The organism is Zongyangia hominis (assembly GCF_014385095.1).
GTDB lineage: Bacteria > Bacillota > Clostridia > Oscillospirales > Ruminococcaceae > Zongyangia > Zongyangia hominis.
This window is the reverse complement of record NZ_JACRTC010000003.1, coordinates 150,697-169,272: the sequence shown is the minus strand read 5'-3', so window position 1 is coordinate 169,272 and position 18,576 is coordinate 150,697. Positions and strand designations below refer to the sequence as shown.

Sequence of the window (18,576 nt, the reverse complement as noted above, 5' to 3'; positions counted from 1 at the left end):
GTTTTATATTATTGGAACCGGGCCCGCAGGTCCTCCGGTACCTCGTCAATCCGCTCTCTGATATAGTCCATGGTCTCGTCGAAGGTGCGCACGCCCAGATTGGCCCCCAGCACCTGGCAGTTCATGGAGCCTACGGCGTTGCCGAGCACCGCGCATTCCTCCATGCTCCAGCCCTTGACGATGCCGGTGAGGAAGGCGGCCACAAAGGAGTCGCCGCAGCCGGTGACATCCACCACTTTGGGGACGTTAAAGGTGGAAATATATCTTCTCTTTGTAAAATCGGTGACATAGACGCCTCTGGCCCCCAGCTTGATCACCAGGATTTTAATGCCGAAGGGGCGGAAGAACTCCTCGATATCCTCGCACTTGGTCAGTCCCCCGGTGAGGATTTCCGCCTCGTAATCGCTGGGGAAGAAGATATCGGTGTAGTGCAGCACGTCCTTTACATTGTTGTAGCACACCTCGGGGGGCAGATCGCAGGTGACGTCCATGGAAGTGATGCACCCGGCCTCCTTGCACGCTTTAAACAGACGGGTGATGCCGTCCCCGTCCAGCTTTTCCAAGCCGTTGGCGCTGCCGTATTGGACCACTTTGGCCTGTTTAAAATAGTCGAGGTCCAGGTCCTCGTAGTTGAGCTCCGCGTTGGCGCCGGTGAGCACCACCGTGTGGCGCTCGCCGTCCTCCTTGAGGAAGTGGACGGAGCAGGCGGTCCCCGCCTTATCGGTGGTGACGACCCGGCTGATGTCCACGCCTTCCTTGGCCACCTCCCGTCTGACAAAGTCGCCGTTGGCGTCGGTGCCGGTCTTGGCCACATAGCCCACCTGCATCCCCAGCCGGGCGCAGTCGATGGCGGTATTGAGGGCGTCGCCGCCGGTCACGGTGGCGATGGACGGGATGTTGACCGCGTCAATCTGGAAAAAATCGTCGGGAATCGGTTTGAGCACAATATCGGCGACCGCATGGCCCACTGTAACAATATCCATATCCTTCATCCTTTATGTAGATTTTCTTTTACTGGAACCGGGCCCGCAGATCCTCGGGCACCTCGTCGATCCGGTCTTTGATATAGGCCATGGTCTCCTCGAAGGAGGCGACGCCCATGTTGGCGCCGATGGCCTGGCAGTTCATGGAGCCCACGGCGTTGCCGAGCACCGCCGCTTCCTCCATGCTCCAGCCCTTGGACAGGCCGGTGAGGAAGGCGGCCACGAAGGCGTCGCCGCAGCCGGTGACGTCCACCACCTTCTCCACCTGGAAGGTGGATAGGTAGCGCCGGGTGGTAAAGTCGGTGACAAAGACGCCCTTGGCGCCCAGCTTAACCACCAGGATTTTGAGCCCAAAGGGACGGAAAAACTCCTCAAATTCCTCGCAGGTTTTCAGCCCGTTTGTGATGATTTCCGCCTCGTAGTCGCTGGGGAAGAAGATGTCGGTATAGTGCAGCACATCCTTGATGTTCGCAAAGCACTCCTCCGGCGGCAGGTTGCAGTTGACGTCCATGGAGGTGGTCAGCCCCAGCTCCTTGGCCCGTTTAAAGACCTTGGTGATGCCCTCGCCGTCCAGCTTTTTGTGGACGTTGGCGCTGCCGTACTGGATGAATTTGGCCTTTGCCACATAGTCAAAGTCCACATCCTCATAGGAGAGCTCGTCGTTGGCCCCGCAGGTGTGCACCACGTGCTTTTCCCCCGACGGCTCCAGGCAGACAAAGGAGAGGCTGGTCTCCGCATTTGGGTCGGTCATGACCTGGCTGTGGTCCACCCCCCGCTGCTCCAAGTGCTCATGGATGACATGGGCGTAGTGGTCGTCGCCCACCTTGGCGATGAGTCCCGCGCTCATGCCCAGCTTCACGCAGTCGAGCGCCGTGTTGAGGGCGTCCCCGCCGGTGGTGGAGACGATCTCGGGGATCCGCACGCCTGCGTCCTGGTTGAGCAGGGTATTGGGTACCGGTTTGAGCACCATATCGTTGACGGCGCTTCCAATGGTGACAATATCCATAGTTTCCATCCTTTTTTATAAATTAAGAGCGGTGACAGACGGTCCCCAGACCCGGCGTCCTCCAAAGGACGGCGATAGCCCCAGGCGTCCCGTTCCCGCCAGCCGTGAGAAAAAGGTGTTTTATCGCAGGACAATAAAACACCAAAATACAAGTTATATGATAGGACAATCTGGATTTTTTGTCAATATCGGTTTGATTCTTCGTCCTCCCTTTGCACATTTTTGTGAAATCCACCGAAAAATCACTATCATTTTTCTCCAAGGAACAAGTACCTCTCCAAAAAAAGCGCAAAAGAAAAGAGGAATGTTTTCACATTCCTCTTTTTTCTCTCTTACAAAAACCGGGCCCGCAGGTCCTCGGGAACAAACTGGATGTTTTCCCGGATGAAAGCCATGGTCTCGTCGAAGTTGCGCACGCCCAGGGTGGCGCCAATGACCTGGCAGTTGCAGGAGCCCACGGCGTTGCCGAAGACGGCGCATTCCTGGATGTCCCAGCCTTTGACGATACCGGTCAAAAAGCCCGCGCAGAAGCTGTCGCCGCAGCCGGTGGTGTCGAGCACCGGCGCGTCTTTGAAGGTGCCGATGTATCTTCTATTGGTAAAATCGGTGACGTAGACGCCGTCGCCGCCCAATTTAATCGCCAGGACTTTGATGCCGTAGGGACGGAAGAACTCCTCGATTTCCTCACAGGTGTTCTTGCCGGTGAGCTGGGTGGTCTCGTAGAAGGAGGGCAGGAAGATGTCGGTGTAGGGCAGCGCTTCCTCGATGGCGGAGAGATAGACCAGCCCGTCCAGACCGCCGGTGACGTCCATGGAGGTTGTGAGTCCCGCTTCCTTGCACTCTTTAAACAGCCGGGCCAGACCCGGGCCGTCGAGTTTGGGGATGCCGTTGGCAGAGCCGATCTGGACGATCTTGGCCTGTTTGACATAGTCCATATCGATGTGCTCGTAGGCAAATTCATCGTTGGCGCCAATGGTAACGAGAAAGTGGCGGTCGCCGTCCTCCTCGATGCAGACAAAGGAGATGTTGGTCATGTAGTCGGGGGATTCCACCAGATGGCTGACATCCACGCCGTTTTTCACAGCGTTATCCTTGACCACGCCACCGAACATATCCTGGCCGATCATGCCGCAGATGCCCACATCCAGCCCCAGCTTGGAGCAATCGATGGCGCAGTTGAGCGCGTCGCCGCCGGAGGTGTTCTGCACACTTTTGATGCGGATGGAATCGCGCTGCATAAAATCCTTGGTCACTGGCTTGAGCGCCATGTCGCATACCGCGTTGCCTACCGTTACAATATCCATAAGTCCTTCCCTTTCTCAGTCTGACCGCAGAACACCCCGGCATAGCCAGGGTATTCTGCGGTCGGTTATGTGTTGGGTAACAGAGGACATCCAGCGCCCCCTGCGCCCTGCTTTCTACTGGAATCTGGCCCGCAGGTCCTCGGGGACATACTCGATGTTCTCTTTAATAAAGGCCATGGTGTCCTCAAAGGAACGCACGCCCAGGTTGGCGCCGATGACCTGGCAGTTGCAGGAGCCCACGGCATTGCCGTAGACCGCCGCTTCCTCAATATCCCAGCCTTTGATGATGGCGGTCAGGAAGCCCGCGCAAAAGCTGTCGCCGCAGCCGGTGGTGTCCACCACCGGGGCGTTTTCAAAGGTGCGGATGTATCTGTGTTTTTTGAAGTCGGTGACAAAGCAGCCGTCTCCGCCCAGTTTGATGGCCATCATCTTGATGCCGTAGGGGCGGAAGAACTCTTCGATCTCCTCACAGGTCTCCTTGCCGGTGAGGGCGGTGACCTCATACATACTGGGCAGATAGATGTCCAGATGGTGGAACATGCCGTCGAGCTTTTTGAGTTCCTCGTCCATATCCTCACAGCAGGACATGTCGCAGGAGGTCAGCATCCCGGCTTCCTGGCACTCGGCAAAGAGCTTGCCGATGCCCAGGTCCATATTGGGGCAGGAAACGGCGCTGCCGTACTGGATGACCTTCGCGCCGGAATTTTTGACAAAGTCCACGTCCACGTCCTCGTAGCACAGGGAGTTGTTGGCGTCCATGGTGACCGCGAAGTGGCGCTCGCCGCTGGGCTCGATGCAGACGATGGAGACGGAGGTGCGGACATTGGGGTCCACGATGACCCCTTGGGTGTCGACGCCCGCGTCCTTTAAATTATCGAGAATCGGGGACGCAAACATGTCGGTGCCCACCTTGCAGACCACGCCTGCATTGAGCCCCATTTTCTGGCAGTCGATGGCGCAGTTGACCGCGTCGCCGCCGGACTGGGACTGGATGGAATCCAAGTGGATGGCATCCCTTTCAAAAAGTTCTCTGACCATGGGTTTGAGGGCCACGTCGCTGCAGGCCAAACCAATGGTAACAATATCCAAAGCCATTCTTTCTTCCTTCTTTCCTATCGTTTTGCGGAAACTATCTGTGTGAAACACAGATTTGCATGAACAGCTTTATCATAAGATATCCGCATTTCTTTGTCAATATAGGTTCATTTCTTTTCATGTGTTCGGTAGATTTTTGTCTTTTTAGACAAACATATCCAAGCAAAATTAGAGATTTTTCCTTAATCGGTTCTTACAACTCTGAAAATTCTGAATATTTTGTGTATTTTCCCGTTCCTTTGACAGAAAAACTGGGAACTGTGTTATAATATAGGAAACATCCCGCTTCGATGTCTGCGAAAAAGGAGGTCAGATCATGGACCCCAACCAATATACCGACCTATATGAGGACGCGCCGCCCGCACAAGGCGACGCCCCCCAGCCCCCCGCCAAAAAGCCGGGGGCCAAGTCGCCCCGCAAGCCCGCCGATCGACGGCAGATGCTGACGGTGGTTGTCATCATCGCGCTGGTGGCCGTCTTTGTGGGCGTCAGCTGCCTGATTCTCTTTTTCCCGGGCCAGACCGGCGGAAGCAGCACCAAATATGAGGATGGGCTCCCCGCCGCCTACGAAAATATCTACCGCTCCGGACTTCTCAGCGCTTCCATCTGCAAAATTTACGCCCAGACCGGCGATCTGGCCGAAGAGGAAGGGCTCAACCCCGACGAGATTGTCAAAGCCCTCCAAAAGGAGGCGAAGGAACAAGGGTATCCCCAGCAGATCAAGAAATCCTTCGACGCGGCCGACACTGCCTTCTCCTCCCTGCCCAAGCCCGCCAAGGACCAGCAGGGAACCCACGACCTGCTGCGGAAGATGCACGCCCAAGCCCAAGTGCTGCAAAAGCTGGCGCTGGAGCCCGCGGACATCACGGGGGACTATGAAGCGCGGTACGAGGAGGCTTACAACATTCTCACCGACTGCGCGTCCCAGCTGCGGCAATTCTATCCCGATCTTCCCTCTTTGGACGTGCTGCAAAGCGACATCATGTTCCCCACTGCCGCCTAAACTCCCAGAAAGCCAAAGGGCCTCCGGAATTCCGGAGGCCCTTTTTTTGCTCCATGGCCCGCCCCGCTCGGGGCGGCGGGTCCTTCTCAGGGCGGTGGCCCCTGGAGTCTCCTGTGTAACAGCGGGCCTTTGAGTGAACGACGGCCCCCTGGAAGGACAACGGCCCCTTTGTAACAGTGGGCACCTTCGAGTGAACGGGCCAGCTTTTTTTGGGGCGCCTACGTCTTTCGGGGGACGCCCGGTCTCCCGGGATAATGGCAATTTTTTGCGGGAGACGGTGGGTTATACTTGGAGTTTACCGGGCGAGCTTCCACTTTTTTAGAAGTTTTCTCCCATTTTTCCTGAGATTTTTTCTTTCTATTTGTTAGAATCTCACAAGAAAATGGGCAATAAATTTCACAGTTTTCAGATTGTGGCCTTTCTCTTTTTCCATTATAATGAAGGTGATACCTGCCTGTCCGGTGTTTTTCTGACCGGACACAGGCCAAAAACCATACTGCAGTAACACAAACCGGTGCGTTTTAGAGCGCCTTAGACATCAACACACCATCTTTACACCATGGAAAGGGGATCTTCATTATGGCAAATCCGAAAATCGGCATCCGGCCCATCATCGACGGCAGACGGCTGGGCATCCGGGAATCCCTGGAAGAGAAGACAATGGCGATGGCCCAGGCGGCGGCCACCCTCATCAGCGAAAACTGCCGCTATGCCGACGGCTCCCCGGTGGAATGTATCATTGCCGACACCACCATCGGCGGCTGCAAGGAGGCCGCCCTGTGCGCGGAGAAGTTCGCGGTGAACAACGTCTGTGCCACCCTGTCCGTCACCCCTTGCTGGTGCTACGGCTCCGAAACCATGGACACCGACCCCATGACCATCAAGGCCGTCTGGGGCTTTAACGGCACCGAGCGCCCGGGCGCGGTGTATCTGGCATGCGTCATGGCCGCCCACAATCAGCGTGGCCTTCCCGCCTTCTCCATCTACGGCCACGACGTGCAGGACGTCACCGACAACACCATCCCCGAAGACGTGAAAGAAAAGATCATCCGCTTCGCCAAGGGCGCTGTGGCGGTAGGCCAGATGCGAGGCAAGTCCTACATCAATTTGGGCTCGGTCTCCATGGGCATCATGGGCGCGTTCTGCGACCCGGCCTTCTTCCAGAAGTATTTGGGCATCCGCCCCGAATGGGTGGATATGAGCGAGGTCTCTCGCCGCGTCAAATATGAGATTTACGACCACGACGAATTTGAAAAGGCTTTGGCGTGGGTCAAGGCAAACTGTAAGGAGGGCCGGGACAACAACGCCCCCGACGTCCAGCACTCCAGGGAGCAAAAGGACGCGGAGTGGGAGTTCGTCGTCAAGATGACCCTCATCTGCCGGGATATCTTCCAGGGCAACCCGAAGCTTTACGACATGGGTTGGTACGAGGAGAGCCTGGGCCGCAACGGATTGCTGGGCGGCTTCCAGGGCCAGCGGATGTGGTCCGACTGGCAGCCCAACGGCGACTTCACCGAGGCCATCCTCAACACCACCTTTGACTGGAACGGGCCAAAACAGCCCACCATCTTCGCCACCGAAAACGATACCCTCAACGCCACCTCCATGCTCTTCGGCCACCTGCTCACCGGCTGCGCCTCCATCTTCGCCGACGTGCGCACCTATTGGAGCCCCGACGCGGTGGAGCGCGTCACCGGTTGGAAGCCGGAGGGGAAAGCGGAAAACGGCTTTATCCATCTGATCAATTCCGGCGCCGCGGCCCTGGATGCCACCGGCAAGTCCAAGGACGCCGAGGGCAACGCGGTCATGAAGCCCTGGTGGGACATGACCCAAACAGATGCCGACGCCTGCATGGAAGCCACCGATTGGTGCCCGGCCAGCCTCGGCTACTTCCGCGGCGGCGGCTTCTCCTCCCACTTTAAGACGGACGCTGAAATGCCGGTGACCATGATGCGGCTCAATCTCGTGGATGGGCTGGGCCCGGTCCTGCAAATCGCCGAGGGCTATACCGTCACTTTGCCCGACGAAGTGCACCACACTCTGGATGAGCGCACCGATCCCACCTGGCCCACCACCTGGTTTGCCCCCCGCATCACCTGGGAGGGCGCGTTTACCGACGTCTACTCGGTCATGGCCAACTGGGGCGCCAACCACGGCTCCCTGACCTACGGCCATGTGGGTGCGGACCTGATCACCTTAGCCTCCATGCTCCGCATCCCGGTGGCGCTGCACAACGTCCCACGGGAAAAGATCTTCCGGCCCCACGCCTGGAGCGCTTTCGGCACCAAGGACCTGGAGAGCGCCGATTACCGCGCCTGCGGCACCTACGGCCCCCTCTACAAATAAAAACATATAAACCAAAGCGGGACCCGATCACCGGGTCCCGCTTTTTTATACAAAACTGCGCCTGGAGCCATGCGTTCCAGGCGCAGTTTTAGTTATATTTCCCCACCATATGGGGAGGGATTGGGCTCTGCTCCCCCATTTGGATAGATCAGAGACTATTAAAAAACGTTTTGAGCTCCTGCCTCACGTCCTGGGGCAGTTCCTTTTTGGGGATGCCTCGCACCGCGCCCTCCAAAGCGGAAAGCATATGCAGACAGGCGGTGGGATCTTTGAGGCGGATGCGCACAAACGCCTCCCGGCTCCCCGTTTCCCGCAGGGCCTTCGGGGTGTCGATGCCCACCTCCCGCAGCTTTTCTTCCAGCACCGGGCCGATATTGGGCAATTCTTTCAGTGACGCCATTTTGTGCTCCTTTCTCCCCGACGCTTTTAATGGAGCGCCGGCACTTCCCCGACGTAGTTGGCGGCCTCCATCGCCGCCACCGCGCCGTCGGCCGCCGCCGTGACCAGCTGGCGGACCGATTTGGTGCGGGTGTCCCCCGCGGCGAAGACGCCGGGCAGGTTGGTGTGGCAATCCTCCCCCGCTTTGATGTAGCCGCCCTCGTCGGTTTCCACCACCCCGGCAAAGAGATGGTTCTTGGCCACCAATCCCACGGCGATAAACACCCCCTGGCAGGGAATCTCGGTGCGTTCTCCCGTCTTCTTGTTGGAGAGCACCACCGATTCCACCACGTCTTTTCCCTCGATCTTATCCACAACGCTGTCGTAATGAATTTCGATATTGTCCCTCGAAAGCACAGAATCCACGATGATTTTAGAGGCCCGGAAGGCGTCCCGGCGGTGGATGAGGTGGACCTTTTTACAGTTATTGGACAGATAGAGCGCGTCCTCCAAGGCGGTATTGCCGCCGCCCACAATGCACACGTCCTTGCCCTTGTAAAACGCCCCGTCGCAGGTGGCGCAGTAGGAGACGCCCCGGCCGCTCAGCCGCTCCTCCCCCTCACAGCCCAGCTTCCGGCGCTCCACGCCGTTGGCGATGATGACGCAGCGCCCCTCGTAGGTGTTCTGGTCGGTGATCACCCGCTTGATATCCCCGTTAAGCTCCACCTGGACAGGGGTCTCATAGACCACCTCAGCGCCCAGCGCCACCGCCTGGTTATAGATGTTCTGCGCGAACTCAAAGCCGGAGATGGACGCGATACCCGGATAATTTTCCACGTCGGGCGTGTTGGCGATCTGGCCGCCGTAGATCATCTGCTCGATGACCAGGACGCTCAGTCCGCTGCGGATGCCATAAATGGCGGCGGAAAGACCCGCCGTCCCCGCGCCGATAATCAAGATGTCTGTCATATAAACCACCTGCTCTCTTCCAATTTTTCTGCTTCAGAAATCGTTACTACTATTGTATACTTTTCTTCCGCAGATACTCCGTGATCAAATCACAAACCAAATCCATGTTTTTTTCTTCCAGCACCGTGTCCCGCCAGCTGTGGATGCGGCAGAGCTTGCGGCCCAGCCGGTCCCGGTGGAAAGCGGACACCATCATGCTGCGCGGAAAATTGGCGTGGTCAGACATGGCCAGCATGTTCCCAGAAAGCTGGGCCGTCACCGTCTTCCCAGTGTATTCCCTCATCGCCGAAGCCGCCAGCTCCTTGGCGTCTTCCAGCGCCTCTTTCTTGCTCACCAGCACAATTTCATCCCCCGCGCCGATGCAGTCGAGATTGACGACCAGCTTCCCCCGCATCTCTTCCCTGTATTTTTTTGCAAACCCGGCGGACCCCAAAAGCCCCCACTCCTCGTTGTCAAAGAGGACAAAGGCCACATCATTTCGCCGCTCCTTGTGGCAGCGCAACGCGCATTCCAGCACACCGGCCACTCCGGAGGAATTGTCATTGAGATTCTTGCGGTTATTAAACACAAAAAAGAACAGCGCCAGGGTAAGAAGAAAGACGGCGTACCGCGCCCAAAAGGGGACGCCCAGGAAGGCGGGCAGAACCATGATCACCACGATGAGCAGGAGAACCGCCCACACCTGGGCGAGGAGGGAAAGCCAAAAGCTATCCAGGTAGATGGCGATGGGGAAGAAAATCGTCTTGGGCGTGTCGTAGTGAGCGGTCACCACCGTCTTGGCTTGGCTCAAGTCTCCGATGACCAGATTGCGGTTGCGGACCAAGCAGGGGTCCACACTGATAGTCGTGGCAATTCCCTCTTGGGCCAGCATCTGCTGCGCCCACTTTAAAAAGGTATCCTTCTGCCGGCGGCTGTTGCGGACGCCATAGGTGCTGCCGATCGTTTTTGCCAGTCCCTCTTTCATAGTCCCTCCGTCGTTGTACGTTCCTTTGTTTTTCCACTTTCTTCCCTGATTGTAGCACGAACCCCGACATCTGTAAATTGTCGAGTTCCCATCCCGGAAAAACTCCCCTTTCTTTCGAGATCATCTACGCATAAGCCGCTCTCGCCGCTGCATATATATGTCACAAGATATCGTTTCGTAAAGGGAGGGAAATGTTTTGAAGGGATTACCTGAAGAACGGGCGGTTTCGCTTGCGGCATATATTATCGAAAACAATGCGACGGTGAGAAAAGCGGCCACTGTTTTCCATATATCGAAAAGTACCGTACATAAAGATGTGTCGGAACGTTTAAAAAAGCTCAATCCTCAGCTCTATGTCCAGGTCAAAAAGGTCCTGGACGTCAACAAGCAGGAGCGCCATATCCGGGGTGGCATGGCCACCCGCCGCAAATACCTCTTATGTAAAAATGCAGGCCGTGAGAAGACCGCCGCGAAATGATGCGACGGTATGAAGTGATGCTCTCTATAAAAAAAGCGCCCGGTTAAAGCCGGGCGCTTTTTGTTGTTTATCGATCTTTAGCTTTTAAAAAGGGATGCCGCCCAAGCGAGAGCCGCCAGCACGTCGCCGCCGGTGTTGGGGTTTTCTTTCGTGCCACTTAAGAGGCCGCTGAGAGAAGAGCCATTTCCCGTACTGCTCGAACCGCCGCCAATGCTGGGACGGTCGGGAACCACGGGAGGCTTTGGCGGAATGGGTCCGCCCAGCTTGCCGGCCGTGATGACAAAGGTGCTGTTGTGGTCGATGGTAAATTCCACATAGTTGTCCGCCGTCAAGGTCACGTTGGCCTTGACTTCCACATATTCACCGGTTTCATTGTCCAAGTAGTAGACGTACAGCTCTTTCATGCCGATATACTGGCGGAAGGCATAGTCCGCTTTTACGCGAATAAGGAAGTCACCGGGCAGCTTGCCGTTGTCGCCGAAGGTGAGAACGGCGGCGGGGTGCCCCTGCACCTGCGCATTTTGATCAATGTCCACATGCAGGTTCAGGTCCTTAATCTCGTCTATATTGTCTATATCCTTGCCGTTGACAATCCACTGGATGCCGGACTCCTCCAGGATGAGGGTCTTGTCGGTGCCCTGGATGGCCTCGATGACCTCTTTGGGCAGGGTGGTGTCACCGCCGTAGGTGATGCCCACGATGGCGTCGTTGTCCAGCGCCGCAATGTCCTCCGCCAAATTGGGGTTGGTGGTGGAGGTGTTCAGATCATAGGAGAAGCCGCTGTTGCGGATGGTGAAGGAAACGTCTTTGAATTTGGCTGGCAGCTCTTTATAGCCATGCTCTTTCCCATATTTGTCCAGCTCTTTCACATAAGTCGTTTCATTGTATGCCTTATCCAACACAATAACACTATCTAATGTATACTCCCCTGGATGTCGGAACCATTCATCTATATCTCTCGAAACTGTACCACTTTGATTTTCTCCTGCGCCCCCCTGTATATTTAGTGTGTACCCTTCATTGTTTTTGAAAACAGCTGTAATAAAATACAGCCCAGACATATCCTCGTCCGTCGTCACTGTTACTTTCACCGTTCCCGGCACCGTCACTTCCGGTGTCTCCACTGTGATGTCCACGAGCTCCGGTGCCTTCGTGTCCAAGGGCTGATCGTTTACAATGGTGAAGGAAACGTCTTTGTACTTATCAGGCAGTTCTTTGTAGCCCTGTTCTTTCCCATATTTGTCCAGCTCTTTCACATAAGTCGTTTCATTGTATGCCTTATCCAACACAATAACACTATCTAATGTATACTCCCCTGGATGTTGGAACCATTCATCTATATCTCTCGAAACTGTACCACTTTGATTTTCTCCTGCGCCCCCCTGTATATTTAGTGTGTACCCTTCATTGTTTTTGAAAACAGCTGTAATAAAATACAGCCCAGACATGTCTTTGTCCGTTTTCACCGTGACTTTCACCGTTCCGGGTATTGTCACCGTCGGCGTGTCCACTGTGATGTCCACGAGCTCCGGTGCTTTCGTGTCCACAAGGCCGCTTCCAGATGTGCCGTCGGGCAGCGGATTGGTATCGATGACCAAATCCCTCGTCTGGGGCTCTGTCTGGATGGCGGACGCCATGGGCAGCGCGCCCAGCATCATCATGACCGCCAGCAATAGGGCGATTATTTTTTTCATATATTTCCCCTCCTACGAAAGTTATTGCCTTCAATATACAACTTTCGACAAAATATTTCCATTCGCAAAATGATTAAAAAGAGGAAATAAATTTGGAAGTTACATGCAATGTCATGCCGACATTTTCCTGAATATGGCACACAAAAAGGAACAGCTGCTCACACAGCTGTTCCTTTGCTATTGCTTTGCCATCATTTTGATGTACAGTCGCATCCTCGCATTCGAGGCTCGAATCTCAAACACGGAAAATAGCCAATACTTTTGCAGTCATTTTTGTAGCAGTTGGAGGGAATAGCGATACCCTTCCCCCACGTCGTAAAAGCTGCCCAAATGCCGGACAATCACTTCCACCGCCGCTTGTTCGTCCCGGGCCGTCAGGGCGTCGACGATGTCGTTATGAAGGCTTAGATCGCACCGGTCCGCCGCCTTCTGGGAGACGATGAGCAGCCGGGTCTTGAGGTAGAGCTGCTGCTGGAACCTGAGCAAAATGGGATTTTTACCGATCTCGGACAGATAGAGATGAAACTGGGCGTCCCGTTTGGCCCGCATATACAGATCATCCAGCTCCTGATAGCGCCGGCACTCCTGTCCCAGTTGACGAAGCTTGTCAAACTCGGCGTTGCTGCCGTGATAGATGGCTAGCTGGGCGGCAAGGATGTCCTGGCTCAGGCGCACCACGCCCAGATGGCGCATATCCTCCTCCCCGAAGGAGATGACCTGGGCAAAGCGCTTGGGGTAGATTTCGATGAGCCCATCCGCCGCCAATTTTCGCAGCGCTTCCCGGATGGGGGTCCGGCTGATTCCCAGCTGTGCGGCGATGCGGTCCTCGGGAATCTTCTCCCCGCAGGCGATCTCCCCGTGGAGAATCAGTTCCAGGATGTGCTCATAGACGGTATCGCTGAGACTTTGTTTTTTGGCGTTCATATGGGGCGTTCCCTTTCTCGGATTATAGTTAGATCTCCGGGAAGTATTTGGCTCCGGGCTCGGTGGTCCATGCATATTCGGGCACCACGGTGGTGACAATGTCCTTGTCGTCCTGCAGGCGGATGACCCACAGGTAGTACTCCGCATAGCCCGGCGCCACACACTGGGAATGGGTCTTTTCATCCGGCATGCCGGTCAGATCGTTGTTTTTAATCTTGTAGGCCTCGTCTCCGAACTCGCCGAAGCCAAAGCCATTTTCGGGAAGGAATTTATAGAAGTAGATCTCCGGCTCTACATGGCTGTGGGGCGGGAAGCTGGACCACTTGCCGGGGAAGTTGACCACTTCTCCGATGAAGAAGTTGGTCTCGGGGCAGGTGGAGCGGTCAAAGAATGTGCGGACAATCCGGGTGGACGCCTCTCCCAGGGTGCCCTTGCCCCGCTCTTCCGACGGGCACAGACAGTCCGCGCTCCGGTAGAGCTTGGGCGCGAAGCGCTTCTTGTTGGTGGTGCGCTGGATGGAGAGTTCCGCCTGCTCCGAAAGGCAGGTGATTTTCACCGGGGTGTTCTCCGGCACATGGAGGAGGATGGGGTCGTTGTGGAAGCAGGACGGACGGTCCGCTTTCTCCGTTTTGCCGTCGAAGCTCAATTCCACGACGCCATAGGTCAGGGTATAGACAACCTCCTTGGGCTCGTTATAGTCCACGGTATCCCCCTGCGCCATGCACAGGACGCCGAAGTCCATCCCCATGTCCTTGTTGACTTCTTCTTTGACAATGGCGGTATAGCCCCTTTGGAAGGGCCCTTTCTGGGAAATTTTCATACTGTACGCCTCTTTCTGTACTCATCAGATGATGAGGCCTTGCGGCCTCCCTTTGTCTGAAAGCATAGCACCCGTTTGTATAATTGTCAATAAAATTGTATACAATTTTTCTATCTAGAATACATCTTTTCTTGCACGCATGAAAAAGGCGCCCGGTAAAACCGGGCGCCTCAAACGCTAAAAACATCAGTCTTGTAGCTTGTCCATGGTGACGAGGGGGTCGACCCACTGGCCGTCCAGCTTGAGACCGAAGTGGAGATGGGATTCCAGCGCCACTTCACTCAAAGGACTTGAGCCTACATAGCCCACCAACTGGCCGATTTCCACCGTCTGCCCATCTTTGAGGGAGACGTCGTCGGAAAGGCCGGAATAGCAGCTGCTATATCCTCCACTGTGGGAAATGGTCACGGTCTTGCCCCAGAGGGGATCGTCGGAAACCGTCTCCACCACGCCGTCGGCCACCGCTTTGACGGGGGTGCCGGAGGCCGCCGCCATATCGATGCCGTCGTGGGTCCGCCAGTCACCCAGGGTCTGGTTTTTGACCAGCTCCCCGGCGCTGTACTTATTAATAACGTCGCCAGAGAGAGGCAGCATAAACTGCGGTTTTTGCTGATTTTGCGATAGCACCTGTTGCTCTGAGGCTCCGGATTGCCCGGAGGACTGCTGAGACTGCGACTGCGAGGATGACGAGGTTGACTCCGGTGTGGACGGCTGTGATGATATTTCCACTCCACTCTGGCTCTCGCCCGTTTCTAAGTCTGGAAATCCCCAATCTTCATTCACCTCACTGCTACTACTCTGCGGCGCCGCGATGCTCTGCCCCTCGTTCATCCCTTTAAGGGAGGAATCGATGGCGACCCAGGACGCCGCTCCTGCTCCCACCAGACAGACGGCAAGCGCTATATAAAAGCCTTTGCCTGATAAAAACTTCTTTACCTTGGAATCTTTCCCTGAAAAACGCATTTCTGCCATTGGAAATGACACCTCCATGTTGATTGCTTTGAGTCCATTCGGTTTTGCTACAACCTTAGTATTTATTCTTTGGCGGACTTTTAAACATGGATTTTTTGAAAAGTTTATTTTTCAGTGCATTCCGCTCGCTTTCCGGCACAGAAAAAATGGCAGACGCGGGGAGCACGGCACAATTTACACACCAGCCCAAAGCGCGGTATGCTCAGCCGCAGGCGGGGCACCTGCCGGTGCGGGGTATCGCGCCTTGCCTCCGGGCAGATCTTGTGCGCGTGCGCTGCGGCACCTGCCGGTGCGGGGTATCGCGCCTTGCCTCCGGGCAAATCTAGTGCGCGTGCGCCGCGGCACCTGCCGGTGCGGGGTGTCGCACTTTGTCTCCGGGCAGACCTTGTGCGCGTGCGCCGCGGCACTTGCCGGTGCGGGGTGTCGCACTTTGTCTCCGGGCAGACCTTGTGCGCGTGCGCCGCGGCACTTGCCGGTGCGGGGTGTCGCACCTTGACGCAAGCGATAAAAAAACAGCGGAACACTCCAGTGTTCCGCTGTTATTATGGTTAATTTTTATCTTTCCAGGTTCTGCGCTCTGGCCGGACCCACGCCCACCATCTTCACGGGGCACTCGCACAGCTCTTCGAGCCGGGCGATGTAGCTCTTGCAGACCTCGGGCAGCTCGTCGAAGGACTGGCAGCCGGTGACGTCGTCGTCAAAGCCGGGCAGTTCCTCGTAGACGGGCTCGCAGTTAGCAAGCTCTTCCAGGGTGGCCGGGAAGTCCCGGATCACCGTACCGTCGGGCAGCTTGTAGGCGGTGCAGACTTTCAGGGTGCCGATGCCGGAGAGGGTGTCCAATTTATTGATGGCAAGTCCGGTCAGGCCGTTGACGCGCACCGCGTGGCGCATGATGACGCTATCAAACCAGCCGCAGCGGCGGGGCCGCCCGGTGGTGGTGCCGAATTCGTGGCCCTTGTTGCGGATGAGGTCCCCCATCTCATCAAGCAGCTCGGTGGGGAAGGGGCCTTTGCCCACCCGGGTGGTGTAGGCTTTTGCCACGCCGTAAACCTCGTCGATGACCGTCGGGCCCACGCCGGTGCCGGTGCAGACACCCGCGGACAGCGGATGGGAGGAAGTAACAAAGGGATAAGTACCAAAGTCCAAATCCAGCTGGGTGCCTTGGGCGCCTTCAAATAGGACGTTTTTGCCCGCTTTGCAGGCCTCGTAAGCCAGGACGGATACGTCGGCCAGATAGGGTCTCAGCCGTCTGCCGTATTCGATATACTCATCGATGATGGCGTTTACATCCATGGGTTCTGTCTCGTAAATTTTCGTCAGATATAAATTTTTAATTTCGCCCACCAGGGAAGCCTTCTCTTTGAGAAGCACCGGATGGACCAAATCGTAGAAACGGATACCGCTGCGCTCGGCCTTGTCCATGTAGCACGGGCCGATACCCCGGCCGGTGGTGCCGATCTCCGCCTTGCCTCTAAGCTTTTCGGACAAACTGTCCAGTTTGATGTGCCAGGGCATGATGATGTGGGCCCTGGGGTCGATCTTTAAATTATCACAGGTAATACCGCGCGTCTTGAGTCCGTCGATCTCCTCGAGCACCACCTTTGGGTCGATGACCACGCCGGCGCCGATGAGGCACTCGGTGTCGGGGTAGAGAATCCCCGAGGGAATGAGATGGAGCTTATAAACTTCGCCGTTGTTTTCCACCGTATGACCGGCATTGTTGCCGCCCTGGGAGCGCACGACAACATCGGCGCGGGAGGCCAGAATGTCAATGATTTTTCCTTTACCTTCATCGCCCCATTGGACGCCGACAACTACACTTGCTGGCAATGGTAAAACCTCATTTCATTTCATAAAAGTAGCATGTTTCGCTCTTTGCCAAACACACAAGCTATATTATAACAAATCGTTTTTCTCCCCGCAATCAAAAATCAGAAAAAAGGTGGAAAATTCACAAACTTCTTCATTCTAAAGACAAAGTGAGCGAGTTTTCTCACCATCAATTACATAATCCTCCTTCTGTGTGGGAAAATAGAGGCAGTTTGAAAAAAATTTCTCTGCATCCCCGCCCATCCGCAACAAAGGCCGGGCAGGGATGGGACCGCCGCATCTTCTTTTCTCCCACGCGGCGGGTAAAAACATGGAGGTATCAATTATGTCGCTGACACCCAACGAGTATGAACAGTTAAATAAGAAGTATTCCCCCTCCTCCAAGACCTGGAAAAACTGCGCCATGGCCTTTTTGGTGGGCGGTCTCATCTGCACCCTGGGGCAAGCCATTATGAATATCAGCAGTTCCTTGGGGCTCTCGGTGGACGAGTCGGGAGCCGCTGTTTCCATCTCCCTGATCTTCATCGCCGCCCTTCTCACCGGGCTCAATGTCTTTGACAACATTGCCAAGGTAGGCGGCGCGGGCGCGCTGGTGCCCATCACCGGATTTTCCAACTCCATTGTGGCTCCCGCTCTGGAGTTTAAAAGCGAAGGATATGTGCTGGGACTGGGCGCCAAAATGTTCGTCATCGCGGGCCCGGTGCTGGTCTACGGCATCACCGTCTCGGTGGTCTACGGCATCATCCTCTACCTGTTCCATATTGTTTAAGAAAGGAGCTGTCTCATCATGCCTACCCGCACCGGAAGATACACCCTCATTTTAAATTCCTGCCCCTCGGTGGTGGGCTTTGCCGCCGTCGCCTCCAAAAAGGAAGCGGAGGGGCCGTTAGCCCGCTGTTTTGATATTGTCAACGAGGACTGCACCTTTGGAGAAAGCACTTGGGAGAAGGCGGAAAGCCGGATGCAGCAGGTGGTGGTCGGCAAGGCCCTGGAAAAGGCCCAGCTTTCCAGCACAGACCTGGACTATGTTTTCGCCGGGGACCTGCTCAACCAGTGTACCGGTTCCGCCTATGGCCTTCGGGATTTGGGAGTCCCTTTCCTGGGCGTTTACGGGGCCTGTTCCACCATGGCCGAAAGCCTGATGTTAGCCTCCCTCTTTGTGGAAACCGGCTGCGCCTCCCGTGCGGCGGCCGTGACCTCCTCCCACTTTTGCAGCGCGGAGAAACAGTATCGCTATCCGCTGGAATACGGCGGACTGCGTCCCCCCTCCTCCCAATGGACGGTGACCGGCGCGGGCGCGGCCATTGTGGGACAATCGGATGCCGCCCCCTATATTCGGGCCGTCACCGCCGGACGCATCGAAGACCTGGGCATTAAGGACGCCAACAATATGGGCGCCGCCATGGCGCCTGCCGCCGCCAGTACCATCAAGCAGTTTTTGGAGGACACCCAGACCCAGCCCTCCGACTATGATTTGATTCTCACCGGCGACTTAGGACAGATCGGCTCCGATATCCTCTATGATCTCTTGCGCCGGGAGAACATCGAGATCGCCAAGAACCACTCCGACTGCGGGCTGCTCATCTTCGACCGGGAAAAGCAGGATGTCCACGCGGGCGGCTCCGGCTGCGGCTGTTCTGCCTCGGTGCTGTGTTCTTATATCCTCTCCCGCATCCGGGACGGTGAGCTCAAAAACGTACTGTTCATCGCCACCGGCGCGCTGCTCAGTCCCACCAGCGTCCAGCAGGGCCAATCCATTCCCGGCATCGCCCATCTGGTGCACATTTCCAATACAAAGTGAGGTAAGTGA

Annotated in this window: 17 protein-coding genes; 5 read left to right on the top strand and 12 right to left on the bottom strand. The window is 56.1% G+C overall.

Annotation, left to right across the window (positions count from 1 at the left end; genetic code table 11):
• Positions 1 to 8 precede the first annotated feature (8 nt).
• From H8709_RS06150 to H8709_RS06135, 4 genes are all read right to left on the bottom strand, one after another.
• Positions 9 to 983: a carbohydrate kinase family protein gene (locus tag H8709_RS06150; RefSeq protein WP_262397498.1), complete on the bottom strand. Its 975-nt coding sequence runs from the start codon at positions 981 to 983 to the stop codon at positions 9 to 11.
• A gap of 28 nt (positions 984 to 1,011) precedes the next feature.
• Positions 1,012 to 1,989: a carbohydrate kinase family protein gene (locus H8709_RS06145; RefSeq protein ID WP_262397497.1), complete on the bottom strand. Its 978-nt coding sequence runs from the start codon at positions 1,987 to 1,989 to the stop codon at positions 1,012 to 1,014.
• A 332-nt stretch (positions 1,990 to 2,321) separates the two neighbouring features.
• Positions 2,322 to 3,293: a carbohydrate kinase family protein gene (locus H8709_RS06140; protein WP_262397496.1), complete on the bottom strand. Its 972-nt coding sequence runs from the start codon at positions 3,291 to 3,293 to the stop codon at positions 2,322 to 2,324.
• A 114-nt stretch (positions 3,294 to 3,407) separates the two neighbouring features.
• On the bottom strand, positions 3,408 to 4,388 hold the full coding sequence (locus H8709_RS06135; RefSeq protein ID WP_262397495.1) for a carbohydrate kinase family protein: 981 nt from the start codon (positions 4,386 to 4,388) through the stop codon (positions 3,408 to 3,410).
• 316 nt (positions 4,389 to 4,704) lie between these two features.
• Here H8709_RS06135 and H8709_RS06130 point away from each other — a divergent pair, with 316 nt between their 5' ends.
• Both H8709_RS06130 and H8709_RS06125 read left to right on the top strand, forming a co-directional pair.
• Entirely contained in the window at positions 4,705 to 5,391 is a 687-nt protein-coding gene (locus tag H8709_RS06130) for a hypothetical protein (RefSeq protein WP_262397494.1), read from the top strand.
• Positions 5,392 to 5,970: 579 nt separating this feature from the next.
• Positions 5,971 to 7,737: an L-fucose isomerase gene (locus tag H8709_RS06125; RefSeq protein ID WP_262397493.1), complete on the top strand. Its 1,767-nt coding sequence runs from the start codon at positions 5,971 to 5,973 to the stop codon at positions 7,735 to 7,737.
• Positions 7,738 to 7,885: 148 nt separating this feature from the next.
• Here H8709_RS06125 and H8709_RS06120 read toward each other — a convergent pair whose 3' ends face one another.
• From H8709_RS06120 to H8709_RS06110, 3 genes are read right to left on the bottom strand one after another with little or no spacing between them, the layout of a single operon-like run.
• Positions 7,886 to 8,137, bottom strand: a complete 252-nt coding sequence (locus H8709_RS06120) for a TfoX/Sxy family protein (protein ID WP_262397492.1) — start codon at positions 8,135 to 8,137, stop codon at positions 7,886 to 7,888.
• A 26-nt stretch (positions 8,138 to 8,163) separates the two neighbouring features.
• Positions 8,164 to 9,084: a thioredoxin-disulfide reductase gene (trxB, locus tag H8709_RS06115; RefSeq protein ID WP_262397491.1), complete on the bottom strand. Its 921-nt coding sequence runs from the start codon at positions 9,082 to 9,084 to the stop codon at positions 8,164 to 8,166.
• A 49-nt stretch (positions 9,085 to 9,133) separates the two neighbouring features.
• Positions 9,134 to 10,048, bottom strand: coding sequence for a M28 family metallopeptidase (locus H8709_RS06110; RefSeq protein WP_262397490.1), 915 nt, complete (start codon positions 10,046 to 10,048; stop codon positions 9,134 to 9,136).
• A gap of 196 nt (positions 10,049 to 10,244) precedes the next feature.
• Here H8709_RS06110 and H8709_RS06105 point away from each other — a divergent pair, with 196 nt between their 5' ends.
• The gene (locus H8709_RS06105) at positions 10,245 to 10,526 is read left to right on the top strand and encodes a sporulation transcriptional regulator SpoIIID (protein WP_262397489.1); all 282 of its coding nucleotides are present in this window, start codon (positions 10,245 to 10,247) and stop codon (positions 10,524 to 10,526) included.
• Between the two features lie 77 nt (positions 10,527 to 10,603).
• Here the strand turns inward: H8709_RS06105 and H8709_RS06100 are convergent, their stop codons facing one another.
• From H8709_RS06100 to H8709_RS06080, 5 genes are all read right to left on the bottom strand, one after another.
• Positions 10,604 to 12,220 (bottom strand): hypothetical protein, encoded by a 1,617-nt coding sequence (locus tag H8709_RS06100; RefSeq protein WP_262397488.1) that lies wholly within the window; start codon positions 12,218 to 12,220, stop codon positions 10,604 to 10,606.
• 267 nt (positions 12,221 to 12,487) lie between these two features.
• Positions 12,488 to 13,144: a GntR family transcriptional regulator gene (locus H8709_RS06095; protein ID WP_262397487.1), complete on the bottom strand. Its 657-nt coding sequence runs from the start codon at positions 13,142 to 13,144 to the stop codon at positions 12,488 to 12,490.
• Between the two features lie 28 nt (positions 13,145 to 13,172).
• Complete coding sequence (locus H8709_RS06090; protein ID WP_262397486.1) at positions 13,173 to 13,964, bottom strand: 5-deoxy-glucuronate isomerase; 792 nt, start codon at positions 13,962 to 13,964, stop codon at positions 13,173 to 13,175.
• Between the two features lie 186 nt (positions 13,965 to 14,150).
• Positions 14,151 to 14,558 (bottom strand): M23 family metallopeptidase, encoded by a 408-nt coding sequence (locus H8709_RS06085; RefSeq protein WP_262397485.1) that lies wholly within the window; start codon positions 14,556 to 14,558, stop codon positions 14,151 to 14,153.
• A gap of 933 nt (positions 14,559 to 15,491) precedes the next feature.
• Positions 15,492 to 16,766: an adenylosuccinate synthase gene (locus H8709_RS06080; RefSeq protein ID WP_262397484.1), complete on the bottom strand. Its 1,275-nt coding sequence runs from the start codon at positions 16,764 to 16,766 to the stop codon at positions 15,492 to 15,494.
• A gap of 325 nt (positions 16,767 to 17,091) precedes the next feature.
• Between H8709_RS06080 and spoVAC the strand changes: the two genes are divergently transcribed.
• Positions 17,092 to 17,535 (top strand): stage V sporulation protein AC, encoded by a 444-nt coding sequence (gene spoVAC / locus H8709_RS06075; protein ID WP_262397483.1) that lies wholly within the window; start codon positions 17,092 to 17,094, stop codon positions 17,533 to 17,535.
• Positions 17,536 to 17,553: 18 nt separating this feature from the next.
• On the top strand, positions 17,554 to 18,567 hold the full coding sequence (spoVAD, locus tag H8709_RS06070) for a stage V sporulation protein AD (RefSeq protein WP_262397482.1): 1,014 nt from the start codon (positions 17,554 to 17,556) through the stop codon (positions 18,565 to 18,567).
• Positions 18,568 to 18,576 lie beyond the last annotated feature (9 nt).